Source organism: Ruegeria sp. F5 (assembly GCF_056533845.1).
This window is the reverse complement of the sequence record NZ_JBQFOU010000008.1, coordinates 18849-44016: the sequence shown is the minus strand read 5'-3', so window position 1 is coordinate 44016 and position 25168 is coordinate 18849. Positions and strand designations below refer to the sequence as shown.

General features: G+C 62.0%; 20 protein-coding genes and 1 tRNA gene. 19 read left to right on the top strand and 2 right to left on the bottom strand.

The genetic code is table 11. From position 1 onward, the window contains the following. Nucleotides 1-8: 8 nt before the first annotated feature. The 9 genes from ACR0K1_RS13655 (at nt 9) to ACR0K1_RS13615 (ending at nt 10092) form a co-directional block, all read left to right on the top strand. The gene (locus tag ACR0K1_RS13655) at nt 9-1490 is read left to right on the top strand and encodes a heme biosynthesis HemY N-terminal domain-containing protein (RefSeq protein WP_480617493.1); all 1482 of its coding nucleotides are present in this window, start codon (nt 9-11) and stop codon (nt 1488-1490) included. 84 nt (nt 1491-1574) lie between these two features. Continuing rightward, entirely contained in the window at nt 1575-2663 is a 1089-nt protein-coding gene (locus ACR0K1_RS13650) for an MHYT domain-containing protein (protein WP_480617492.1), read from the top strand. Nucleotides 2664-2802: 139 nt separating this feature from the next. Continuing rightward, the gene (locus tag ACR0K1_RS13645) at nt 2803-3636 is read left to right on the top strand and encodes an FAD binding domain-containing protein (RefSeq protein WP_480617490.1); all 834 of its coding nucleotides are present in this window, start codon (nt 2803-2805) and stop codon (nt 3634-3636) included. A gap of 12 nt (nt 3637-3648) precedes the next feature. After that, nucleotides 3649-4143, top strand: a complete 495-nt coding sequence (locus ACR0K1_RS13640; RefSeq protein ID WP_480851065.1) for a (2Fe-2S)-binding protein — start codon at nt 3649-3651, stop codon at nt 4141-4143. Further along, complete coding sequence (locus ACR0K1_RS13635; RefSeq protein ID WP_480617488.1) at nt 4140-6557, top strand: aerobic carbon-monoxide dehydrogenase large subunit; 2418 nt, start codon at nt 4140-4142, stop codon at nt 6555-6557. Before ACR0K1_RS13640 ends, ACR0K1_RS13635 begins: the two co-directional genes overlap by 4 nt. Nucleotides 6558-6656: 99 nt before the next feature. After that, complete coding sequence (locus tag ACR0K1_RS13630) at nt 6657-7523, top strand: AAA family ATPase (protein ID WP_480851063.1); 867 nt, start codon at nt 6657-6659, stop codon at nt 7521-7523. Then, on the top strand, nt 7523-8713 hold the full coding sequence (locus ACR0K1_RS13625; RefSeq protein ID WP_480851140.1) for a vWA domain-containing protein: 1191 nt from the start codon (nt 7523-7525) through the stop codon (nt 8711-8713). The genes ACR0K1_RS13630 and ACR0K1_RS13625 overlap by 1 nt, the downstream gene beginning before the upstream one ends. A gap of 12 nt (nt 8714-8725) precedes the next feature. Beyond that, nucleotides 8726-9532 (top strand): XdhC family protein, encoded by an 807-nt coding sequence (locus ACR0K1_RS13620; RefSeq protein ID WP_480617485.1) that lies wholly within the window; start codon nt 8726-8728, stop codon nt 9530-9532. A gap of 107 nt (nt 9533-9639) precedes the next feature. Next, nucleotides 9640-10092, top strand: a complete 453-nt coding sequence (locus ACR0K1_RS13615; RefSeq protein ID WP_480617483.1) for an SRPBCC family protein — start codon at nt 9640-9642, stop codon at nt 10090-10092. 94 nt (nt 10093-10186) lie between these two features. Here the strand turns inward: ACR0K1_RS13615 and ACR0K1_RS13610 are convergent. Then, nucleotides 10187-10273, bottom strand: a tRNA-Leu gene (locus tag ACR0K1_RS13610). 201 nt (nt 10274-10474) lie between these two features. On the opposite strand from ACR0K1_RS13610, the gene ACR0K1_RS13605 reads away from it, so the two are divergent. Continuing rightward, nucleotides 10475-11458 carry a complex I NDUFA9 subunit family protein gene (locus tag ACR0K1_RS13605; RefSeq protein WP_480617325.1) on the top strand — a complete coding sequence of 328 codons (984 nt, stop codon included), beginning with the start codon at nt 10475-10477 and terminating at the stop codon, nt 11456-11458. Here ACR0K1_RS13605 and ACR0K1_RS13600 read toward each other — a convergent pair whose 3' ends face one another. After that, nucleotides 11459-12262 carry an undecaprenyl-diphosphate phosphatase gene (locus ACR0K1_RS13600; protein WP_480617324.1) on the bottom strand — a complete coding sequence of 268 codons (804 nt, stop codon included), beginning with the start codon at nt 12260-12262 and terminating at the stop codon, nt 11459-11461. A 230-nt stretch (nt 12263-12492) separates the two neighbouring features. On the opposite strand from ACR0K1_RS13600, the gene ACR0K1_RS13595 reads away from it, so the two are divergent. The 9 genes from ACR0K1_RS13595 (at nt 12493) to ACR0K1_RS13555 (ending at nt 25162) form a co-directional block, all read left to right on the top strand. Further along, nucleotides 12493-13926, top strand: a complete 1434-nt coding sequence (locus ACR0K1_RS13595) for an NAD(P)-dependent oxidoreductase (RefSeq protein ID WP_480617323.1) — start codon at nt 12493-12495, stop codon at nt 13924-13926. Between the two features lie 23 nt (nt 13927-13949). After that, nucleotides 13950-14384 (top strand): GFA family protein, encoded by a 435-nt coding sequence (locus ACR0K1_RS13590; RefSeq protein WP_480617322.1) that lies wholly within the window; start codon nt 13950-13952, stop codon nt 14382-14384. Continuing rightward, nucleotides 14381-18913: a glutamate synthase large subunit gene (gene gltB, locus ACR0K1_RS13585; protein ID WP_480617321.1), complete on the top strand. Its 4533-nt coding sequence runs from the start codon at nt 14381-14383 to the stop codon at nt 18911-18913. Before ACR0K1_RS13590 ends, gltB begins: the two co-directional genes overlap by 4 nt. Nucleotides 18914-19098: 185 nt before the next feature. Next, a complete protein-coding gene (locus ACR0K1_RS13580; protein ID WP_480617319.1) occupies nt 19099-20061 on the top strand; it encodes a Hint domain-containing protein in 963 nt (320 codons plus the stop codon). A 39-nt stretch (nt 20062-20100) separates the two neighbouring features. Then, nucleotides 20101-20835, top strand: a complete 735-nt coding sequence (gene mtgA / locus ACR0K1_RS13575) for a monofunctional biosynthetic peptidoglycan transglycosylase (protein ID WP_480617317.1) — start codon at nt 20101-20103, stop codon at nt 20833-20835. Nucleotides 20836-20893: 58 nt separating this feature from the next. Beyond that, a complete protein-coding gene (gene fzlA / locus ACR0K1_RS13570; protein ID WP_480617316.1) occupies nt 20894-21559 on the top strand; it encodes an FtsZ-binding protein FzlA in 666 nt (221 codons plus the stop codon). Nucleotides 21560-21628: 69 nt separating this feature from the next. Next, complete coding sequence (gene queG, locus ACR0K1_RS13565) at nt 21629-22666, top strand: tRNA epoxyqueuosine(34) reductase QueG (RefSeq protein ID WP_480617314.1); 1038 nt, start codon at nt 21629-21631, stop codon at nt 22664-22666. 71 nt (nt 22667-22737) lie between these two features. Further along, entirely contained in the window at nt 22738-24741 is a 2004-nt protein-coding gene (locus tag ACR0K1_RS13560) for a hydantoinase/oxoprolinase family protein (protein ID WP_480851139.1), read from the top strand. A 253-nt stretch (nt 24742-24994) separates the two neighbouring features. Next, entirely contained in the window at nt 24995-25162 is a 168-nt protein-coding gene (locus ACR0K1_RS13555) for a YegP family protein (protein WP_480851058.1), read from the top strand. Nucleotides 25163-25168 lie beyond the last annotated feature (6 nt).

Sequence of the window (25168 nt, the reverse complement as noted above, 5' to 3'; positions counted from 1 at the left end):
GACCTGCCATGCTGTGGTCATTGTTTAAGATCCTTGTTTTTGTAGCGATTATCGGCCTGCTGGCCCTGGGCGCGCAGTTCCTGATGCAGACCAGCGGCGGTGTGCAGATCACCGTGGCGGGCACCGAATACACGCTTGGCCCGTTGCAATCGGTGATCGCGCTGGGCGTGCTTGTCTTTGCGGTCTGGCTGTTCTTCAAGCTGCTTAGCCTGCTGGTGGCGACGCTGAAATTCCTCAACGGCGATGAAACCGCCCTGTCGCGTTACTTCGACCGCAGCCGCGAGAAACGCGGCTATCAGGCGCTGGCGGACGGGATCATGGCGCTGGCCTCGGGCGAGGGGCGCGTGGCCATGTCCAAGGCTCACAAGGCCGAAAGACTGCTGAACAAGCCGGAACTGACCAATCTGCTGGTGGCGCAGGCGGCGGAACTGACCGGCGACACCAGAAAAGCGTCCGAGACCTACAAGAAACTGGTGACGAACAACGCCACCCGCTTCGTCGGTGTGCGCGGCATCATGAAACAGAAGCTGGCCGAAGGCGATGATGAAACCGCGCGCAAGCTGGCGGAAAAGGCTCTGGCGCTGAAACCGCGGCACGAGGAAACGCAGGACGTTCTGTTGAGCCTGCAAACCAAGACGCAGGACTGGGCCGGGGCGCGGTCGACGCTGACATCGAAGCTGAAAGCCGGGCACCTGCCGCGCGACGTGTTCAAGCGCCGCGACGCGGTTCTGGCGCTGTCCGAAGCGAAGGGCATTCTGGACGAAGACGCCACGGTCGAGCAGCAGGAACACGCGATCGAGGCCAACCGCCTGTCCCCCGATCTGGTCCCCGCTGCCGCGCTGGCGGCACGGGCCTATATCAAAAAGGGCAAACCCCGCGCCGCGACCAAGATCCTGAAAAAAGCGTGGGAGGTTCAGCCCCATCCCGATCTGGCCCATGCCTTTGCCGAGATAGTGCCGGACGAAACCCCGGTTGCCCGGATCAAACGGTTCACTGCGCTGACCCGCATTCACCCCAAGAACATGGAAACCCGCCTGATCTTGGCCGAACTGAATATCGTCGCCGAAGACTTCCCCGAAGCGCGCCGCGCATTGGGTGATGTGGTCGAAGAACAGGGCGATGCCCGCGCTTACACTCTGATGGCGGCCATCGAGCGGGGCGAAGGGTCCTCGGACGCGGTGGTGCAGGGCTGGCTGGCCAAGGCGCTGAACGCGCCGCGCGGTCCGCAATGGGTCTGTGACAATTGCCATGACATTCAGGCCGAATGGGCCCCGGTTTGCCCCAATTGCGGCAGCTTCGATACGCTCAGCTGGCAAACCCCGCAGACGCCGGAAATCGCCACAGCCACCGGTGTGCATATGCTGCCCCTGATCGTCGGCGCGCTTGAGGATCAGTCCGAAGACGATGACACGGCGGACAGCGGGGACGACCCGGACGTGATCGAGCTGGACGCGCAACCGGTTGACGAGCAGGCCGAGAAACAGGCCTGATCCCCCCGGGCCCTACAGGCGATTGTCGCACCCCATTCGGTTTGCTAGGGTCTGCCTCGCGTCGGGGAGGGCGTGCAAACCTGAATGCTGGATTATTCTCATAACGCCTGGCTTGTGGCGGCGTCGCTGGCCGTGGCGCTGATGGCGGGGTTTACGGGCCTTTACCTGACCCATGGCGCGTCCCGGCTGGACGACCAGCGCCGCAAGCTTGTGGTCGCGCTGGCGGCGGTCATTCTGGGCGGTGGCATCTGGTCGATGCATTTCGTGGCGATGCTGGGCCTGCAACTGCCGATCCTGTTTTATTACGATGCGCTGATCACCCTGATCTCGGCCCTGGTGGCGATCCTGATGGTGGGGCTGGCCCTGCTGCTTTTGCATTTCCGCCCCCGCACCATGCAGACCATCGTCGGTGCAGGGGTGATCGTGGGCCTTGGCATCGTGGTGATGCATTATGTCGGCATGGCCGGGATGGAGCTCTGCCGCCCGGTCTACACCCTTTGGGATGTGGGACTCTCGACGCTGGCTTCGGTCGTGTTGTCGGTGCTGGCGATCTGGGTGGCCTATGACAACCGCACCCAGCGCAATATCCTGCTGGGCACCGCGTGTTTTGGCCTGGCCGTGTTCACCATGCATTTCGTGGCGACCGGCCTGACCGATTTTGTCGCCACCGACACTGCCGGAGGGGCCGGGCCGGCGCTGAACAACCGGGTGCTGGCGATGGGTGTCACCGTCGCGGTCTTTCTGATCTGCGGCGCGTTTCTGTTGACAGGGATCACTTTCATTGACCCCAAGGACACGGCGCAGCCCGATATTCCGGAACCCACCCCACCGGCACAACTGCGCGCGGGCGTTCCCTTTGAGCGCGAGGGCCAGACCTTTTTCGCCGAACCCGCCCGCATCGCCGCAATCCGTGCCGAGGGGCATTACACCGTGCTGTACATGGGGGCCGAGAAATTGTTCTGCCCGTGGTCGATTACCGAGGCCGAAACCCGCCTGAAACCCGACGGGTTTTTGCGTGCCCATCGCAGCTATCTGGTCAATCCCAAACATGTCTCGGGGTTCGAGCGTCACAAGGACAACGGCACCTGTTACTTCGATGGTGTCGATGCCTTGTCCAAAGTCCCGGTCAGCCGGTCGCGCCTGATCGATGTTCGCGAGGCGCTGGGCCTCTGATCGCAACTCGTGCAGCCCATTCGCATTTCGTGAAACAAGCTGCGCGCCCTGTTTCCCTTGACTGGAACGGCTGACCCCCGCGCCCTTTCCTTGCCTCAGGTCCCCCAAGGCACATCGCCCGGACCCAGGGAGGAAACACATGATACCAGCCGGTTTTGAGTATCACCGGCCAGGCGATATCGCCTCGGCCATCGGCATCTTGCAGGAACACGGAGACGAGGCGCGGGTGATCGCGGGCGGGCATAGCCTGATCCCGATGATGAAGCTGCGCATGGCCGAGATGGGCCATCTGGTCGATCTTCAGGCAATTGACGAGTTGAAGGGCATCGGGATCGGCGCGGATGCCGTTTCGCTGGGCGCGATGGTGACCCAGCACGAGCTCATCACCCATGACGGACTGGCCGCAGCCATTCCTTTGATCCGCGAGGCCGCTTTGCAGATCGCCGACCCGCAGGTGCGTTATATGGGCACCGTCGGCGGCAATGTCGCCAATGGCGATCCGGGCAATGACATGCCGGGGCTGATGCAATGCCTGAACGCGACCTTTGAGCTGTCCGGTCCGGACGGATCGCGCAGCGTGGCCGCGCGTGACTTCTACGAGGCGGCGTATTTCACAGCCCGCGAGGATGAGGAAATCCTGACCCGGATTTCGATCCCTTTTCCCGGTGCGGGGGTCGGTCAGGCTTACGAGAAACAGAAGCGCAAGATCGGCGATTATGCCACCGCCGCCGCGGCGGTGATGGTCGGCAATGGTGCGGCCTCGGTCGCGATGACCAATCTGGCCGATACACCGGTTTGGTCCGAAACGGCCAGCACGGCGTTGGCGGGTGGGGATGTCGATGGCTGCGTCGCCGCGATGCTCGATGCGATCGACCCGGTGGCCGACAATCGCGGCCCCGTCGAGTTCAAGAAACACGTGGCCGCCGTGATGCTGCGCCGCGCCATCGATCGTGCGCAAAGCCGCGCGGGTTGAGGAGGGGAATCAATGTCGAAAATGCACGTCAAACTCACCGTGAACGGCAAACAGGTCGAAGGTCTGGCCGAGCCGCGCACGTTGCTGATCCACTTCCTGCGGGAAGACCTGAAAATCACCGGTCCTCATATCGGTTGCGAAACCAGCCATTGCGGGGCCTGCACCGTGGATATCGATGGCAAATCCGTAAAATCCTGCACGACCTTTGTGGCGCAGGTGAACGGGGCCGATATCACCACTGTCGAAGGCCTGACCAACGACGATGGCAGCCTCGGGGTGTTGCAGGAAATGTTCCGCGAACATCACGGGCTGCAATGCGGTTTCTGCACGCCGGGCATGATCACCCGCGCGCATCGGCTGCTGCAGGAAAACCCCAACCCGACCGAGGAAGACATCCGCTTTGGCATGGCCGGGAACCTATGCCGCTGCACCGGCTATCAGAACATCGTCAAGGCGATCTCGGCCTCGGCTAACCTGCTCAATGCACAGAAGGAGGCGGCAGAATGAACGATCAGACTCTGACCCCCGAAGAACGCGCCGCCAACCTCAAAGGCATGGGCTGCGCCCGCAAGCGCGTCGAGGACGTGCGCTTTACCCAGGGCAAGGGCAATTATGTCGATGACATCAAGCTGGACGGGATGTTGTTCGGCGATTTCGTGCGCTCTCCCTACGCTCATGCCCGCGTTGTCAGCGTGAACAAAGAGGCCGCTCTGGCGCTGCCCGGTGTGATCGCCGTGCTGACCGCCGAGGACCTGTCGCCGCTGGGTCTGCACTGGATGCCGACGCTGGCCGGTGACAAGCAGATGGTACTGGCCGACGGCAAGGTGTTGTTCCAGGGGCAGGAGGTCGCCTATGTCGTCGCCGAGGACCGATATATCGCGGCGGATGCGGTGGAACTGGTCGAGGTCGAGTACGAAGAACTGCCCGTCCTGACCGACCCCTTCGAGGCGCTGAAATCCGAGGTGGTCCTGCGCGAAGACCTTGAGGGTCAGACCGAAGGTGCGCATGGGCCGCGCAAACATCACAACCACATCTTCACCTGGGAACAGGGCGACAAGGACGCGACCGAGGCGGTGCTGGCCGAGGCCGATGTGGTCGCCGAGGAGATGGTCTATTACCACCGCACGCATCCCTGTCCGCTGGAAACCTGCGGCTGTGTGGCCAGCATGGACAAGGTGACCGGCAAGCTGACGCTTTATGGGACGTTCCAAGCCCCGCATGCGATCCGCACGGTTGTCTCGCTGATCTCGGGTCTGGCCGAACACAATATCCGCGTGATCAGCCCCGATATCGGCGGCGGGTTCGGCAACAAGGTCGGGGCCTATGCAGGCTATGTCTGCTCGGTCGTGGCCTCGATCGTCACCGGCAAGCCGGTGAAATGGGTCGAGGACCGGATGGAGAACCTGATGTCCACCGCCTTTGCCCGTGACTACTGGATGCAGGGCAAGATCGCCGCGACCAAGGATGGCAAGATCACCGGGCTCTGGTGTCATACCACGGCGGACCATGGCGGCTTTGACGCCTGTGCCGACCCGACCAAGTTCCCGGCGGGGTTCATGAATATCTGCACCGGGTCCTACGATATCCCGACCGCTTATCTGGCTGTTGATGGGGTCTATACCAACAAGGCGCCGGGCGGGGTGGCGTATCGCTGCTCCTTCCGCGTGACCGAGGCGGCGTATTTCATCGAACGGATGATCGAGGTGTTGGCGATCAAGCTGAACATGGACGCGGCCGAGCTGCGGCGGATTAACTTCATCAGCGCCGATCAGTTCCCGTATCAGTCGGCGCTGGGCTGGGAATATGACTCGGGCGATTATCACACCGCATGGGACAAGGCGCTGAAGGCTGTCGATTACGAAGGTCTGCGGGCCGAACAGGCGCAGCGGGTCGAGGAGTTCAAGGCTGGCAAGACCCGCAAGCTGATCGGCATCGGCCTGACGCATTTCACCGAAATCGTCGGGGCCGGGCCGGTGAAGAACTGCGATATCCTTGGGCTGGGCATGTTCGACAGCTGCGAGATTCGCATCCACCCGACCGGGTCCGCCATCGCGCGGCTGGGCACGATCTCTCAGGGGCAGGGCCATGCCACGACCTTTGCCCAGATCATCGCCAGCGAGATCGGCCTGCCCGCCGACGATATCACGCTGGAGGAAGGCGACACCGATACGGCGCCCTACGGGCTGGGGACCTATGGGTCCCGGTCAACGCCGGTTGCCGGTGCCGCGACCGCCATGGCCGCGCGCAAAATCCGCGCCAAGGCGCAGATGATCGCAGCCTATCTGCTGGAGGTTCATGACAACGATGTGGAATGGGATGTAGACCGCTTCGCCGTCAAAGGCGCGCCCGAGCGGTTCAAGACCATGAAGGAAATCGCTTTCGCCGCCTATAATCAGGCGATCCCAGGGTTGGAGCCGGGCCTGGAGGCGGTCAGCTATTATGATCCGCCGAACATGACCTATCCGTTCGGGGCCTATATCTGTGTCATGGAGATCGACGTGGATACCGGCGAATGGGACGTGCGCAAGTTCTATGCGCTGGACGATTGCGGCACGCGGATCAACCCGATGATCATTGACGGGCAGGTTCATGGCGGCGTGACCGAGGCGCTGGCCATCGCGATGGGTCAGGAGATCGCCTATGACGAGATCGGCAACGTCAAGACCGGCACGCTGATGGATTTCTTCCTGCCGACCGCCTGGGAGACGCCGAACTACATCACCGATTACACGGTGACGCCGTCCCCGCACCATCCGATTGGGGCGAAGGGCGTGGGTGAGAGTCCGAATGTTGGGGGCGTGCCCTGTTTCTCGAACGCGGTGCATGATGCGTTCCGGCCTTTTGGCCTGGTGCAGAGCCATATGCCGCATGATCACTGGCGGATCTGGAAGATCGCCAATGGGTTGGGGATGCATGGGTGAATGGGTTCGGACCGGCTTTGCCGGTCCGACAAGGCAAGGGGGCTCTGCCCCCTTGGACCCCCGGGATATTTTTGGACAGATGAAGATTGGATCCTGGTTTTGAGTTTGAGTGACGTGCAGAACGGGTTGGCCGCGCAGGGCTATGTTGCCGATGATCGGTTGGCGATGGCGCTGTATCTGGCGCAGGCTTTGGGGCGGCCGTTGCTGCTGGAAGGCCCTGCCGGGGTTGGCAAAACCGAAGTGGCCAAGGCGATGGCGGCGTGGCGTGAGACGCGACTGATCCGGTTGCAATGTTACGAAGGGCTGGATGCCAGCCATGCGATCTATGAGTGGAACTATCAGCGGCAGTTGCTGGCCATTCGGGCCAGCGAGGCGCAGGGCGGGGTTGCTGAGGCACAGTTGTTTTCCGACGACTATCTGCTGAAACGCCCTTTGTTAGAGGCTATCTCGCAGGACAGCCCTCCGATTTTGCTGATTGATGAGATTGATCGCGCCGATGAGGAGTTCGAAGCCTATCTGCTGGAAATCCTGTCGGACTTTCAGATCACCATCCCCGAACTTGGGACGGTCGAGGCCAAAGCGCGGCCCATCGTGATCCTGACCGCCAACGGGACGCGGGACCTGTCGGACGCGTTGCGGCGGCGGTGTTTGTACAGTTTTCTGGATTACCCGTCGAATGAGACCGAGATGTCGATCCTGCGGGCCCGGATGCCCGAAGTCGAGGCGCTTTTGGCGCGGCAGATCGTCAGTGTCGTACAGGCGTTGCGCAGGGAGGACCTTGAGAAAACGCCGGGGATTGCCGAAATGCTGGACTGGGCCGCCGCCCTGTCGGGGCTGGGGGTCAATGATCTGGCGAAATCGCGGGACGAAGTGCAGGCGACGCTGGTCTGCCTATTGAAGACCGCCGCCGATTATGATGCCGCCCCGCCCGAGGTGATGGACCGCCTGATCGGAAAGGTTGCGTGATGCAGGTGACGCGCTTTCCCTCCCGGGCTGCGGGGTTTGCTGACCGGATGTCCGGGTTCATTGCGCATCTGCGCATGAACGGCTTGCGCGTGGGTCCGCGGGAAACCGGGGATGCGCTTGCGGCCCTGACCGCCGTGGACGCGACCGATGCGGATCAGGCGCGGCAGGCCTTGTGCGCGCTGTTGGCCGGAGACGCCGAGGATTGGCGCCGGTTTGACGAGCTGTTCGATGCCTATTGGTTCAATGCGGGCAAGCAGCGCACGGGGATGGCGCAGACGTCTTTTGTCCGCGTGCAATCCGCCAAGCCGATGATCTGGCAAGGGTCGGATCAGGACGGGGAAAACACGCAAGGGGATACAGATCAGGCAGCCACCACTCCTGATCCGGGCGACGGGGAGGCCGAAGGGATGGACGGGAAGCTGATAGCGACCCGAACGGCCAACCTGTCGCGCCGGGACCTGCGGGATGTGATGGATGAACAGACCCTGAAACAGGCGGAAACGGTGGCTTTGGCTTTGGCCCGCGCGATCCGCGACCGCCGGTCCCGCCGGCGAAAGCAGTCGCTTAAAGGACCGGCATTGGACATGCGGCGCATTCAGCGCGCCAGCCTCGCCCGTGGGGGTGAGCCGATGGACCTGTTCCGCCGTGCCCGCCCGCCGCGCCCGATGCGGATCGTGGCCTTATGTGATGTCAGCGGGTCGATGACGGTATATTCCCGGGTGTTCCTGTCCTTTCTCAAGGGGCTGATCGGCAGCGGGGCACAGGCGGATGCCTATCTGTTTCATACCCGCCTGATGCGGGTGACGGATGCGCTGCGCGATCATGACTCGATCCGCGCTGCCGGGCGGCTGTCTCTGATGGCCGAGGGGTTCGGCGGCGGAACCGACATCTCGGGCAGTCTGGAGCGCTTTCTGAACGGCTACGGCGCGCGCGCCCTGAATGGCCGCACCATCGTTCTGATCCTGTCGGATGGCTATTGCAGTTCCGACCCGGACGCGCTGGGCGATGTTCTGGCCCGCATCCGGCGCAAGGCGCGGCGCATTGTCTGGCTGAATCCCTTGAAAGGCTGGCAGAACTACCAGCCGATCGCAGCAGCGATACAGGCCGCTGAACCCTATCTGGACGCACATCTGCCCGCCAACACGCTGGACGCGCTGGCGGCGCTTGAGCCGCAGTTCCGCAAGCTGTGAAAGGAGGCTGACATGGCCAGTTTCGACATTTTCGACACCATAGATCAGCTGCGGCGGACCGGAGACGCCTTTTGCGTCGCAACCGTTCTGCGCACGGCGGATGCGACCTCGGCCAAGGCGGGCGGTAAGGCGGCGGTGACGCGGGACGGGCAGATCCTCGGCCACTTGGGCGGGGCTTGCGTGCAACGGGCGGTCCGGACCTCGGCGCAGGAGGCTTTGGCCAGCGGCATGCCGCAACTGATCCGGGTCAAACCTTCGGAAAAGGTGGTGAACATGACCGACCCGGACGGCGTTCAGACCTTCAAAAGCGGCTGCCCTTCGGGGGGAACCGTCGATCTTCTGGTGGAACCTTACCAGCAGGCCCCGCGTCTGGTGATATTCGGCGAGTCGCCGATCGCAACCGCCCTTGCGGATCATGCGGCGCTGGCCGGGTTTCGCGTCTGCGTGACCGAAAGCGGCGGCGGCAGGCATACGCGGGTCGCGCCGGATCAGATCGCCGATCTGGGGATCGAGGCGCGGGATTTCGTTGTGGTCGCCTCGCAAGGGCAGGGCGATGCAGCGGCCCTGGAAGCCGCGCTGCAGACCAATGCGGCGCGGGTGTCGATGGTTGCCAGCCGCCGCAAGGCCGATACACTGATGGCAAAACTGATCGCCAAAGGCATGGATCCGCTTCGGGTTGCGCGGCTCAAATCCCCGGCCGGGCTGGATATCCGCGCCATAGACCCGCACGAAATCGCAGTGTCCATTCTGGCCGAGATCGTGATGTGGCGAAACAGTGACAAGTCCGCGGAGGTGTCCCATGATGAAAAGCTGGCGTAAGCGGTTGGCGGCCTTCTGGTCCCGACGCCCCGAACAAACACCCGAGGACGCGACCGAGACCGCGCTTCGTGTATTTCCAAGATGTTGCTGACAAAGGAAAAACCTGAATGGAACTAAATGACGAAATCCGCATCGCCGCACCGCGCGACGTGGTCTATCAGGCCTTGAACAACCCGGATGTGCTGCGCGAGTGCATTCCGGGCTGTGAAGAACTGACCCAGACCTCACCCGAAGAGCTGGAAGCCAAGGTTGTCCTGAAAATCGGACCGGTCAAAGCCAAATTTGCTGGCGAGGTGACGCTGGATACGTCCAACGCGCCGGGTGGGTTTTCCTTGATGGGCGAAGGCAAGGGCGGCGCTGCCGGTTTTGCCAAGGGCGGCGCCGAGGTCACGCTGACCGAAGACGGGGCCGAAACCGTTCTCGCCTACACCGCCAAGGTCGATATCGGCGGCAAAATCGCCCAACTGGGCAGCCGCCTGATCGCGGGCACGGCCAAGAAACTCTCGGGTAAGTTCTTCACCCGGTTCGGCGAGATTGTGTCGGAGCAATCCGTGTCGTAAGCGGGAGGCAGAATCGTACGGGGAATAGGTGTCGGCTGCGGATTAGCGCAGAAGCCAAGTCTGGGGCGCTGGGGGCTTTTTTGTTTTGGGAATTTGGTGCCCAGGAGAGGACTCGAACCTCCACGTCCATACGGACACTAGCACCTGAAGCTAGCGCGTCTACCAATTCCGCCACCTGGGCAGGTGTCGTGGAGGGGCGTTTAAGCCGACTGGCGGGGGGCGTCAACCGGATTCGGGAAGATTCTTGAAAGTTTTTTGAACCCCACACAACCGGGCTTGGATCCGGCATCGGGATCAGAGCGTTGCGCGGCGAATTAGCGCCTTGTTTGCCGCCGGTCCCGGCGCTAATCCTAGGGCGCAGTCAGTTCGCAGGAGCCTTCTCATGTCCAAGCTGGTCACGATCTACGGTGGATCGGGTTTTGTCGGTCGCTACATCGCGCTGCGCATGGCGAATGAGGGGTGGCGCGTGCGGGTGGCCGTTCGCCGCCCGAACGAGGCGATGTTTGTCAAACCCTACGGCGTTGTGGGGCAGGTCGAACCGGTTCTGTGCAACATCCGCGACGATGCTTCGGTCTCGCTGGTGATGCAGGGGGCGGATGTGGTCGTGAACTGCGTCGGCGTCCTGAATGAGCTGGGCAATAACGCCTTTGACGCGGTGCAGGCCGAAGGTGCCGAACGGATCGCGCGGCTGGCGGCGGAAAATGGCGTGGCGCGTATGGTTCATGTGTCGGCCATCGGTGCGGATGCGGATTCGGACAGCGAATATTCCCGGACCAAAGCGCTGGGCGAGGCTGGTGTGCTGGCCCATATGCCGGATGCCGTGATCCTGCGCCCCTCGGTCATTTTCGGGACCGAGGATCAGTTCTTCAATCGCTTCGCGGGGATGACCCGGATGGGGCCGTTCCTGCCTCTGGTCGGGGCAGAGACGAAGTTTCAGCCGGTTTACGTGGATGATGTGGCCCGGGCCGCCGAATTGGCCGTTCTGGGGCAGGCAAAGCCTGGCGTATACGAACTGGGCGGGCCCGAGGTGAAATCCTTCCGCGCGCTGATGCAGCAAATGCTGGACGTGATCCACCGCCGCCGCGTCATTATCGGCATGCCCTTCGGGGTCGCCCGGATCATGGCGGGCGTTCTGGACATTGTGAAATTCGTCAGCTTTCAGCTCTTTCCCAACCACATCCTGACCCGCGACCAGCTGAAGAACCTGCGCCGGGACAATGTGGTGTCAGAAGGGACCCGCGGCTTTGCCGATCTGGGGATCGAACCCACGACGCTGGAATCGGTGCTGCCCGAATACCTGTGGAAGTTCCGCCCCTTTGGTCAGTATGACGACATTCAGAACTCGGCCGACAATCTGCGGACCTGATCAGCTATAGGCGATCACCAGCAGGATCGCGCCCAGAACAACCCGGTAAATCACGTAAGGCGTGAAGCTGACGCTGCGCAACAGCCGCATCATCAGGCTGAGCGCCAGCAGGGCAGACAGAAACGCAAAACCCGCAGCAATCGCACCGTCCTTGGCCAGTTCTGCGTCGGCTTGGGCAATCACATCCAGCGCCAGCAGCGCGCCCGAGGCCAGAATTGTCGGGATCGACATCAGCATGGCAATCCGCGTGCCGTCTTCGCGGGTATAGCCCAATTGCCGCGCGCCGGTGATCGTGATGCCCGACCGCGAAGTACCGGGGATCAGCGCCAGAACCTGCCACAGGCCCATGATGGCGGCATCGCGCAAGCCCCAATCCTGTGCCTCTTTCGTTTGGGGGCCTTTCTGGTCCATCCAATACAGCAGGAGGCCAAAGCCCAGCATTGCCCAGCCGATCACCGCGATGGATCGCATGGCCACGGCCAGACCGGTGACATGCAGCAAAAGCCCGACGATCACGGCGGGAATGGTGGCCACGATCAGACCCAGCGCCAGCCGCGCCTGCGGCGTATCGGTGCGCCCGGTCAGGGCGCGCGGCGTTCCGGCGATGGCTTGTTTGACGTCGGACCAGAAGTACAGAACCACCGCGCCAAGGGTGCCCACATGCACGGCCACGTCGATCGCCTGCCCCTGATCCTGCATCCCGGTCAGGCGGGGCAGCAGGATCAGATGACCTGAGGATGAGATTGGCAAAAATTCGGTAATTCCCTGTATGATTGCCACGAGAATCAAGTGAAAGAGACTCATCTGCCCTGCCGCGCTGCCGCCCCGTTTTGTTTGTGTTCAATGGGTATAAGTGTGACCGGGAAAAGGAAAGCGCGTAGATAGGTCCGGATCGGAACTAAAAATACGGTAATTTTCCGGACGTTTGACTTGCGCAGCATAATTTTTCCCATTTAGGTCAGCATAGTTGACTTTTCATCCGTACAGTCATCCCGTAAAGAGGTCCGACCAAGCCAATTCATGGAGTCTGACCCGTGGCCAAGCAACCGATGCTGAAATTTGTGCAGATCGACCGTGTCATGCCTGAAAAGCGTGCCGCAGATGACCGCAAGGAAGACTTTGACGAAATCTATGCCGAGTTCGCCGCCGAAAAAGCCGCAGAACAGGCCAGCCGGTGCAGCCAATGCGGTGTGCCTTATTGTCAGTCGCACTGCCCGCTGCACAACAACATCCCCGACTGGCTGAACCTGACCGCGACGGGCCGGTTGGAAGAGGCCTATCAGACCAGTCAGGCCACCAACACCTTCCCTGAAATCTGCGGCCGCATTTGCCCGCAGGACCGTCTGTGCGAAGGCAACTGCGTGATCGAGCAATCCGGCCACGGCACCGTGACCATTGGCACGATCGAAAAATACATCACCGACACCGCGTGGGACAAAGGCTGGATCAAACCGGTGGTTCCGGCGGCGGAACGTAGCGAAAGCGTTGGTATCATCGGCGGCGGCCCCGGCGGCCTGGCGGCGGCGGATATGCTGCGCCGTGCTGGCATTCAGGTGACGGTCTATGACCGGTACGACCGCGCCGGAGGTCTGCTGATGTACGGCATCCCCGGTTTCAAGCTGGAAAAGGACATCGTGCAGCGCCGCAATGATCTGCTGGCGGACGGCGGCGTGACGTTTGAACTGAATTGCGACGTGGACGCGGAAAAGTTCGAAGAGATCCGCGCCAAGCACGATGCGGTGATCATCGCCACCGGCGTTTACAAATCGCGCGACCTGTCCATGCCCGGCAGCGGGCTGGACGGTATCGAAAAAGCTATCGACTTCCTGACCGCCTCGAACCGCAAGAGCTTTGGCGACGCGGTTGAAGATTTCGACAATGGCCGTCTGAATGCCGCTGGCAAGAAGGTGGTGGTGATCGGTGGCGGTGACACGGCCATGGATTGCGTCCGCACCTCGGTCCGGCAGGGCGCGACCTCGGTCAAATGCCTGTACCGCCGGGACCGGGCGAATATGCCCGGCTCGCAGCGCGAGACGCAGAATGCCGAGGAAGAAGGCGTGATCTTCGAATGGCTCAGCGCGCCCAAAGGGTTCACCGGCGACAACAAGGTTCAGGGCGTGATGGTGCAGAAGATGCGTCTGGGCCAGCCCGATGCCTCGGGCCGTCAGGCGCCCGAGGTGATAGAAGGCGCCGACTATGTCGAGGATGCCGATCTGGTCATCAAGGCGCTGGGCTTCGAGCCCGAGGACCTGCCCACCCTGTTCGGCCAGCCCGACCTGCCCGTGACCCGCTGGGGCACCGTCAAGGCCGCGTTCCAGACCGGCGAGACCGAGATGGACGGCGTCTATGCCATCGGCGATATCGTACGCGGGGCCTCTCTGGTCGTGTGGGCGATCCGCGACGGGCGTGACTGCGCCGACGCAATCATCGACCGGTTCAATGCGAAGGCGGCCATAGCCGCCGAATAACCCCAGCAATCAGGAGGCGTGTGATGCCCGAATTGCAAGGCCAATGCATGTGTGGCGCGGTCACCGTGACCGCCACCCCGGCACAAGACGAACTGGGCGCGTGCCATTGCGACCTGTGCCGCCGCTGGACCAGCTCCATGTTTATCGCGTTTCAGGCCGAACCCGGATATGCCGCGCTGGGCCCGGTGAAAACCTTTACCTCGTCCGACTGGGCCGAGCGCGCCTTTTGCGCCGATTGCGGTTCGGTGCTGTGGTACCGGCTTACGCTGCCCGGCGAGATGCACGGGCAGACACATATCGCAGCGGGCCTGTTTGATGACACAGGCCATGCGCTGGAACTGGAACTCTTTATCGACAAAAAACCGGGCGGATACGCGTTCGCAGGCAAGCATCGGCAGATGACCACAGCCGAATTCGAAGCCATGGTCGCCGCGCCGCAAGAAGGAGACAACCAATGACGAGATACGATGCCGATTGGGTCCGGGCCGAAGAAGCCAAGCGGGCCTGGATGGCCGAAAACGGTCTCTATTCCGAAGAAGAAGAGCATTCTTCCTGCGGCGTGGGTCTGGTTGTGTCCCTTGATGGCAAGAAAAGCCGCAAGGTTGTGGATGCAGGGATCGATGCGCTCAAGGCGATCTGGCACCGGGGCGCGGTGGACGCTGACGGCAAGACTGGCGACGGCGCGGGCATTCATGTGCAGATCCCGGCCCCCTTCTTCTATGACCAGATCCGCCGCACCGGTCACGAGCCGAACATGGACGAGCTGATCGCGGTCGGACAGGTCTTTCTGCCGCGCACCGATTTCGGCGCGCAGGAACAATGCCGGACCATCGTGGAAACCGAGGTTCTGCGGATGGGCTATTACATCTACGGCTGGCGGCATGTGCCGGTCGATGTGACCTGTCTGGGCGACAAGGCCAACGCCACCCGGCCCGAGATCGAGCAGATCCTGATCTCGAATTCCAAGGGCGTCGATGAAGAGACGTTCGAGCGTGAACTCTACGTCATCCGCCGCCGGATCGAAAAAGCCGCCCTGGCGGGCGGGATTTCCGGCCTCTATCTGGCCTCGCTGTCGTGCCGGTCGATCATCTACAAGGGCATGATGCTGGCCGAACAGGTCGCCGTGTTCTACCCCGATCTGATGGACGAGCGTTTTGAGTCGGCCTTTGCGATCTATCACCAGCGTTATTCGACCAACACCTTCCCGCAATGGTGGCTGGCGCAGCCCTTCCGCATGCTGGCCCATAACGGCGAGATCAACACGCTCAAGGGCAATATCAACTGGATGAAAAGCCATGAGATCCGCATGGCCTCGGCCAGCTTTGGCGATTACGCCGAGGATATCAAGCCGATCATCGCAGGCGGATCGTCGGATTCCGCCGCATTAGACTCGGTTTTCGAGGTTCTCGTGCGCGCGGGCCGGTCCGCGCCCATGGCAAAAACCATGCTGGTGCCGGAAAGCTGGTCGAAACAGGCGGTGGAATTGCCGCAGGCCTGGCGCGACATGTATTCCTACTGCAACTCGGTGATGGAGCCGTGGGACGGCCCCGCCGCGCTGGCGATGACCGATGGCCGCTGGGTCTGCGCCGGGCTGGACCGGAACGGGTTGCGCCCGATGCGCTATGTCGTCACCGGCGACGGTCTGGTGATCGCCGGATCCGAGGCGGGCATGGTGCCGATTGACGAGGCCACGGTGACCGAAAAAGGCGCGCTGGGTCCGGGTCAGATGCTGGCCGTCGACATGAAAAAAGGCAAACTGTTCCGCGACAAGCAGATCAAGGACAAGCTGGCCCGCGCGCTGCCCTTTGGTGAATGGGTTGGTAAGATTCACGATCTGGATGAATCCCTTGCCGGTGTGACCGAGACGCCGATCTACACAGGTGAAGAACTGCGCAAGCGCCAGATTGCAGCCGGGTATTCGATTGAGGAACTCGAACAGATTCTGGCCCCGATGGCCGAAGACGGGAAAGAGGCGCTGGCCTCGATGGGTGACGATACGCCCTCGGCGGTTCTGTCCAAGAAATACCGCCCGCTCAGCCATTTCTTCCGTCAGAACTTCAGCCAGGTCACCAATCCGCCGATCGACAGCCTGCGCGAATACCGGGTGATGTCGCTGAAGACCCGGTTCGGCAACCTGAAAAACGTGCTGGACGAAGACAGCAGCCAGACCGAGATCGTGGTGCTGGAAAGCCCGTTTGTGGGCAATGCGCAATGGGACAAGCTGGTCGAAAACTTCGACGCGCCGCTGGTCGAGATCGACTGTAGTTTCGAACCCGGCCGCAGTGCGCTAAGCGCCGCATTGTCCCGTATCAGAGCCGAAGCGGAAGAGGCCGTGCGCTCGGGCGCGGGGCATCTGGTGCTGTCCGACATGAATTCGGGTGCGGGTCGTGTGGCGATGCCGATGATCCTGGCGACCAGCGCGGTGCATTCGCATCTGACCCGGCAGGGGCTGCGGACCTTCTGTTCGCTGAACGTGCGCTCGGCGGAATGCGTTGATCCACATTATTTCGCGGTCCTGATCGGCTGTGGCGCGACCGTTGTGAACGCCTATCTGGCCGAGGATTCGCTGGCTGACCGTATTGATCGCGGGTTGCTCGACGGCACGCTGACCGAAAACGTCGCGCGCTATCGTGAGGCGATTGATCAGGGCCTGCTCAAGATCATGGCCAAGATGGGGATTTCGGTGATTTCCTCGTATCGCGGTGGTTTGAATTTCGAGGCCGTGGGCCTCAGCCGCGCTATGGTGGCCGAGTATTTCCCCGGCATGACCAGCCGGATTTCGGGTATCGGCGTGACCGGCATTCAGGCCAAGGCTGAGGAAATCCATGCCAAAGGCTGGGATAGCGGTCTGGACGTGCTGCCCATCGGCGGCTTCTACAAGGCGCGGAAATCGGGAGAGACCCATGCGTGGGAAGCGACCTCGATGCATATGATGCAGATGGCCTGTAACAGAGCCTCATATGAGCTGTGGAAGCAGTATTCCGCCAAGATGCAGTCGAACCCGCCGATCCATCTGCGCGACCTGATGGATTTCAAACCGCTGGGCAAGCCGGTGCCGATCGAAGAGGTGGAATCGATCACCTCGATCCGCAAACGGTTCGTGACGCCGGGCATGTCGCTGGGCGCACTAAGCCCTGAAGCGCATAAGACGCTGAACGTGGCGATGAACCGGATTGGTGCGAAATCCGACTCGGGTGAAGGTGGCGAAGATCCGGCGCATTTCGTGCCGGAACCCAATGGCGACAACCCCTCGGCCAAGATCAAACAGGTGGCCTCGGGCCGGTTCGGTGTGACCGCCGAATATCTGAACCAGTGTGAAGAGCTAGAGATCAAAGTGGCCCAGGGTGCAAAACCCGGTGAGGGCGGGCAGCTTCCGGGCATGAAGGTCACCGACCTGATCGCGCGTCTGCGTCACTCGACCAAGGGCGTCACCCTGATTTCACCGCCGCCGCACCACGATATCTACTCGATCGAGGATCTGGCGCAGTTGATCTATGATCTGAAACAGATCAACCCGCGCTGCAAGGTGACGGTGAAGCTGGTCGCGTCTTCGGGCGTGGGCACGATTGCCGCCGGTGTGGCCAAGGCAAGCGCCGATGTGATCCTGATCTCGGGCCACAACGGCGGAACGGGCGCGTCGCCCGCGACCAGCATCAAATATGCCGGTCTGCCATGGGAGATGGGCCTGACCGAAGCGCATCAGGTTCTGGCGATGAACAACCTGCGCGACCGGGTGACGCTGCGGACCGATGGCGGCCTGCGCACCGGGCGCGATATCGTCATGGCCGCGATGATGGGGGCCGAGGAATACGGCATCGGCACCGCCGCCCTGATCGCCATGGGCTGCATCATGGTGCGTCAGTGCCAGTCGAACACCTGCCCGGTTGGTGTGTGTACGCAAGACGAAAGCTTGCGCGCCAAATTCACCGGCAATGCGGATAAGGTCGTCAACCTGATCACCTTCTACGCGCAGGAAGTGCGCGAGCTGCTGGCCAGCCTTGGCGCGCGCTCGGTGGAAGAGATCATTGGCCGGGCCGACCTGCTGGCTCAGGTCAGCCGGGGCTCGGCGCATCTGGATGATCTGGACCTGAACCCGCTGCTGATCACCGTCGATGGCGCGCATGACATCGTCTACAACCGTGACAAGGACCGCAACGTGGTTCCCGACACGCTGGACGCCGAGATTGTGCGCGACGCGGCCCGGTTCCTGAAAGACGGCGAGAAAATGCAGCTGTCTTATGCGATCCAGAACACGCATCGGACCGTGGGCACACGTGTGTCCAGCCATATTGTGCAGAATTTCGGGATGCGGAACACGTTCCAGGACGATCATCTGCATGTGAAACTGCAGGGCTCGGCGGGTCAGTCGCTGGGGGCCTTTGCGGCGCCGGGTCTGAAACTGGAGGTCTCGGGTGACGCCAACGATTATGTCGGCAAGGGTCTGTCCGGCGGCATGATCGTCGTACGTCCGCCGCAGGTCAGCCCGCTGAAATCGGATGACAACACGATCATCGGCAACACGGTGCTGTACGGGGCCACCGATGGCCACCTGTTCGCAGCAGGCCGTGCGGGCGAGCGTTTTGCGGTGCGGAACTCGGGCGCACAAGTGGTGATCGAGGGCTGCGGTTCCAACGGCTGCGAATACATGACCGGCGGCGTCGCTGTCATTCTGGGCGATATCGGGGCCAATTTCGGTGCGGGCATGACCGGCGGTATGGCCTATCTCTATGACCCCGAAGGCCGGGCCGAGGCGCTGATGAACATGGAAACCCTTGTCACCTGCCCGGTGACGGTGGACCACTGGATGGATCAGCTGAAAACCCTGGTCGAACGCCACGCGCAGGAAACCCACAGCCGCAAGGCCGCCGACATTCTGCAGCACTGGGATGTTGAAAAATCCAACTTCCTGCAGGTCTGCCCGAAGGAGATGCTGAACAAGCTCAGCCATCCTCTGACGACGGAGGCGGCGGCGGTGCCTGCCGAATAGGCTCTGACACGGGCAAAACCCCGGCCTTGCGTGTTTGAAATGACACGCAGGGCTTACTTTTGATCGCATGGGTGGCGCCCACTTCTTGCCCGCTGCGACAGAAAACACCTAGCTTTGGTCATAGTTTGTTCAGGAATTGCAGCCAGCCTGCAGTCCGGCGGATATGAGTGAAACGGAGTTGTCGGATGCCAACAACCTATACGGACCAGTTTTTTGTGCTCGACCCGGCCAATCCGGGGGCGAACGGGACGGTTGTTGGTTCGACGCTGACGGTGCAGAATTTCGATATCGTCGATCAGAATGACGACGGGTTGATCAACCGGCTTCGACCGGCAGGTCAGGGCGACTCGGTCGATGGCTCCGACATCACGGCAACCTATTTCGACGATATGGTGACGGTCCAATTGGCCGACGGATCGCAAGTCACCTATACTGGTGTCACCTTCTATCTGGCCGATGGGCGCGAGGTATTTACCCCTACCGGTACTCAGGTTCTTCAGGACGGTACGTTTGTATCCTCGTCCTTCACCGATACCAGCGATACCGGGGGGTCTTTCGGCTCGGTCGATATTGCAGGTGGCGATCTTGGACCACCCTGCTTTACGCCCGGCACCCTGATTGCCACGCCGGATGGGGAGCGCCCGGTTGAGGCGCTGAAAGCCGGCGATCTGGTGCTGACCGCCGATAACGGGCCGCAACCGATATTGTGGGTTGGCAAGACCACAGTCGCCGCCGAGGGGAAACTGGCCCCCGTTCGGTTCGAAGCCGGTGTTTTGGGGCTGGAACGCCCCCTTATCGTGTCGCCGCAACATCGGATGCTGATCGAGGATTGGCGCGCGGCGCTGCATTTCGGCCATGCCGAGGCGCTGATTGCCGCCCATTGCCTGGTCAACGGCGACACCGTCACGCGGGTCGAAGGCGGTGAGGTTGACTACATCCATCTGCTGTTTGCACAGCACGAAATCATCATCGCCAACGGGGCAAAAAGCGAAAGCTACTATCCGGGCCATGCGGTTTCACTGCCCGAGCGCGAAGTGCAGGCCGAAATATTCCGGCTGTTCCCCGAATTGCGCGCGCGCGACCCGATCCTGCCGGAAACCGCCCGCCCGGTCGTGCATCCGCGCGAGGCGCGCGCCATCGCGATTTAAGCCGTTTCAAACCCGCGCCGCGCGTCGTATAGCTGGACCATGGCAAAGAAGGCAGCCCGCAAATCCAGCGGTAAGAAAAACAAGGCATCCGGCAGGAAAATCCCAGTGCTGAAACGCATTCGCCGCTGGGCGATGCGCGCCGTTCTGGGCGTGGTGACCTTTGTCGTGGCGCTTGTGCTGCTCTATTCGGTGGTGAACCCACCGGTCACCCATACCATCTGGTCCGAATGGCGGCGTCTAGGAAAGATCGAGCGCGATTGGGTTCCGATCGAGCAGATCTCTCCGATCATGGCGCGGTCGGTTGTGGCCGCCGAGGATGCTAATTTCTGCCTGCATTGGGGCTTTGACGTCGAAGCCATCCGGGACGCGCTGGAGGACGGCGGCAATCGCGGGGCTTCAACCCTGACGCAGCAGGTGGTGAAGAACGTGTTCCTCTGGCAGGGCCGCAGCTGGGTGCGCAAGGCGCTGGAAACCTCGATCACGCCGGTTGTCGAAATCTTCTGGAGCAAACAGCGTATCCTCGAGGTCTATCTGAACGTGGCCGAGACCGGCACCGGGCTGTTCGGGGTCGAGGCTGCGGCGGGCAAGAACTTCAACACCAGCGCGGCTAAGCTGACCCCGGTGCAGGCGGCGCGGATCGCGGCGATTCTGCCCTCGCCCCGCAATCGGTCGGTCACGGACCCGTCGGTCCGGACCCGACGGCGGGCCGCGTCGATACTGGACGGGGCGGCCACCATCCGCGCAGATGGTCGCGCGGATTGTTTCGAGGATTGAAACCACCGCCCCGCCAAGGCTAAAGCAGAAGAGTACTCATTGGTTCGATTGGAAGCTCATGGCGCGTCTGTTTCACGTCCCCCTCTCTCCCTACTGCCGCAAGGTCCGTCTGTCGCTGGCGGAAAAGAAGATCGAGGTTGAGCTGGTCGAGGAAAGGTACTGGGAGCAGGACCCGGATTTTCTGCGCCGCAACCCGGCGGGCAAAGTGCCGGTGCTGCGGCTGGATGGGCACACGATGTCGGAAAGCACCGCCATTTGTGAATATATCGAGGAAACCCGCCCCGAACCGCCCCTGATGCCGAAAACCCCCGAGGCGCGGTTTGAGGTGCGCCGGTTGGTGGGCTGGTTCGACGACAAGTTCCATCACGAGGTAACCTCGAAGCTGCTGTATGAGCGGGTCAACAAGAAGGTGACGGGTGAGGGGTATCCGGACAGCAAGAACGTCAAGGAAGGCGCGCGGGCGATCAAGTACCATCTGGATTACATGGCCTGGCTGCTCGATCATCGGCGCTGGCTGGCGGGGGATCAGATGACGCTGGCCGATTTTGCCGCTGCGGCGCATCTGTCGGCGCTGGATTACATCTCGGATGTGGACTGGAACCGGAGTCAGGCGGTGAAGGATTGGTACGCCAAGATCAAGTCGCGGCCTGCGTTCCGCTCGATCCTGGCGGATCAGGTGCCGGGTTTCCGGCCCCCGCCCCATTACGCCGATCTGGATTTCTGATAGGGTAGAGGGGGGCTGTCTGCCCCCGATCGCGCAGGCGCGATTCCCCCCGAGGATATTTGTGGACAGATGAAGAGCGGATCGGAGTTGAAGGAAAGGCTTGTGCAACAGGCTCTTTCCGAGGGGTTTGTGTCCTGTCGTGTGTGTCGTCCATGGGATGTGCCCGAAGTGCCGGCGCGTCTGGAGGCGTTTTTGCAGGCCGACTATCACGGGCAGATGGGATGGATGGCTGAACGCACCCATTGGCGGGGCGATCCGGCGGCGCTTTGGCCCGAGGCGCAATCGGTGATCATGCTGGCCGAGAGCTATACCCCCGAGCATGATCCGACCGGGGTATTGGCACACCCGGAGCGGGGGGCGATTTCGGTCTATGCGCAGAACAAGGATTATCACGATCTGGTCAAGAAACGGCTGAAGCGGCTGGCGCGGTGGCTGATTTCTGAGGCAGGGGGCGAGGTGAAGGTGTTTGTCGATACCGCGCCGGTGCCGGAAAAGGCGTTGGGGCATGCCGCTGGGCTTGGCTGGCAGGGGAAACACACCAATCTTGTCAGCCGGGATTGGGGCAATTGGGCCTTCATAGGGTCTGTTTTTACCACTTTGGATTTGCCCACGGATGTGGCCGAGATGGATCATTGCGGGTCGTGCCGTGCCTGTCTGGACAGTTGCCCGACAGATGCGTTTCCGGCGCCGTACCAGTTGGATGCGCGCCGCTGTATTTCGTATCTGACCATCGAACATAAAGGGCCGGTAGACGAAGAGTTGCGGGGGAAGCTGGGCAACCGGATCTACGGCTGCGACGATTGTCTGGCCGCCTGTCCCTGGAACAAGTTTGCGGTTGCCGCCAGCGATATGCGATACGCGGCGCGCGATGATCTGAAGGCGCCGTTGCTGGCCGATCTGGCGGTTCTGAACGATGCGGAATTTCGGGCGAAATTCTCGGGCTCTCCGATCAAGCGGATCGGGCGGGATCGGTTTGTGCGCAATGTGCTGTATGGCATTGGCAACTCGGGCCGGGCGGAGTTGCAGCCCGTTGCGCGATCGCTGACCGATGATCCTGATCCAACCGTGGCGGATGCGGCGCGCTGGGCGGTGAAACGACTGGCTTAAGTGCCGCAAACAGGCTGGACGCGCTGGTCGAAACCGCTACACCCATGTCCAGCGAACAGATGGAGGACCCGATGGCGTTGGCTTTGGGGGTGGATACGGGCGGCACCTATACCGACGCGGTACTGATCCGGGATGAGAGTGAGGTGATCGCCTCGGCCAAGTCCCTGACCACGCGTGCGGATCTGGCGGTCGGGGTGGGCAAGGCGATACGGGCGGTGCTGGATCAGGCGCGGGTGTTTGCGCAGGATATCTCGATGGCGTCGCTGTCGACGACCCTGGCCACAAATGCCTTGGTCGAGGGGCAGGGCGGGCGCGTGGCGCTGATCTATGTCGGGTTCAAGGACAGCGATCTGGAGAAGCACGGGCTGAAGGAGGCCCTGAAAGGCGACCCCGCTTTGGTGATCGCTGGCGGGCATTCCCATGCCGGGGGTGAAAAAACACCGCTGGATGTGGCGGCGCTTGAGGCGTTCTTGGACTCTCACACAGGCATTTCCGGCTTTGCGGTCGCCGCACAGTTCGCCACCCGCAACCCAGCCCATGAGTTAGAGGTGGCGCGGATCATCCATGACAGGACCGGCGCGCCGGTGACGTGCTCGCATCATCTGTCGGCCAAGCTGAATGGGCCGAAGCGGGCGGTGACGGCTGTGCTGAATGCGCGATTGATCGGGATGATCGACCGGCTGATCGGGCGCGCGCAGGATACGTTGCGCGACCTTGGCATCGATGCGCCGATGATGGTGGTGCGCGGCGACGGCGCGTTGATGAGCGCCGAGCAGGCCCGCGAGCGGCCGATTGAAACCATCCTCAGCGGCCCGGCGGCATCGATTGTCGGCGCATGCTGGCTGACCGGGGCCGAGACGGCGCTGGTGTCGGATATCGGCGGAACCACCACCGATGTGGCTTTGATCCGCGATGGCAAACCGGCGATTGACCCCGCCGGCGCGCGGGTTGGTGGCTTTCGGACCATGGTTGAGGCCGTGGCGATGCGCACCCATGGTCTGGGCGGCGACAGTCAGGTCCATGTCGTAACCGAAGGTCTGGGTGGCGGTGTGTTTCTGGGCCCACGGCGGGTATTGCCAGTCTCGCTGATCGCCTCGGAAGCGCCCGAAGTGGTGCATGCGGTTCTGGATGAGCAGCTGCGCGCCACGACGGTTGGGGAGCATGACACCCGCTTTGCCCGGCGGGTTCCGGGCATTCGCACCGATGGGATCGGCGCGCGAGAGGAGGCGTTGCTGGACCGGCTCGGCGATCAGGTCCTGCCGCTGAGCAGCCTGTTGCGGACCCGGATGGAAAACGGCGCGCTGGGGCGGTTGGTGGATCGGGGGATCGTTCAGGTCTCGGGCGTTACCCCATCGGATGCCAGCCATGTGCTGGGCCGACTGGAGGCCTGGGATGCAGACGCGGCGCGCAAGGCGCTGGAACTGATTGCGCGGCGGCGCGTGGGAACCGGCGATATGCTGGCCAGCACGCCCGAGGATCTGGCGCAGATGATCGTGGATCAGCTGACCGAACAGACCAGCCTGATTTTGTTAGAGACTGCTTTTGCGGAAGAGGCTGAGGAATTTGGCCTTCCCGCCGCGGACCTGGCCCGGCATGTTCTGACGCAAAAAAGTCTGGCGAAGCATCGCGGATTGCTGGCGCTGGATGCCGCGCTGAACGTGGATGTGGTGGGTTTGGGTGCCTCCGCCCCCAGCTATTACCCCGCTGTCGGGGAACGCCTGCATTGCCGGATGGTGCTGCCGGACCATGCAGGCGTTGCCAACGCCATCGGGGCCGTCGTCGGGCGGCTGACACTGCGCCGGACCGGCACCGTCACTTCACCGGCTGAAGGGCGCTATCGCGTGCATCTGGAGGACGGGCCACAGGATTTCACATCGGCGGATGAGGCGCTGGGACTGCTGGAAACCGTGTTGCGGCAAGAGGCGGAAGGTGAGGTACGTCAGGCCGGTGCGGCAGATATCCGGGTTGTCGTGGACCGCGATATCCGAACCGCCCGGATCGAGGCGCAGGACGTTTTTGTCGAAGCGATGATCACGGTCGAGGCCAGCGGCAGGCCCCGGGTTGCGACGGGCTAGGCACTATCACTGGCGGTCACTTCTTTCAGTTGCACTATCTGTAGTTCGTATCTCAAAATTTAGATTCGACTCCAAGGCGCGCTGTGGATAAAATGAAAGCGCCCGGGGATTCCCGAGCGCTAACCGCTGCTTCGCAACGGATCGTGTCGCTAAACACAATGTCAGATTCACATGATCTGGTATTGTCGGTCAAGCGCAAAGCAGCTTCTTCAGATCGCGTGGCTCTTCGCTGCGCATAAAGGAGTATACTGCAATGTACTTTAAACTTTACCGTGATCGTTCCAATGACTGGCGTTGGACGTTGAAAGCCGCAAACCATCTTACAGTTGCGGATTCTAGCGAAGGGTATCGCAACAAATCTGACGCCCTCAACGGAATAAGTTTGGTCAAAGGATCGGGCAACGCGCCAGTCTATGAGTAGAAAAGT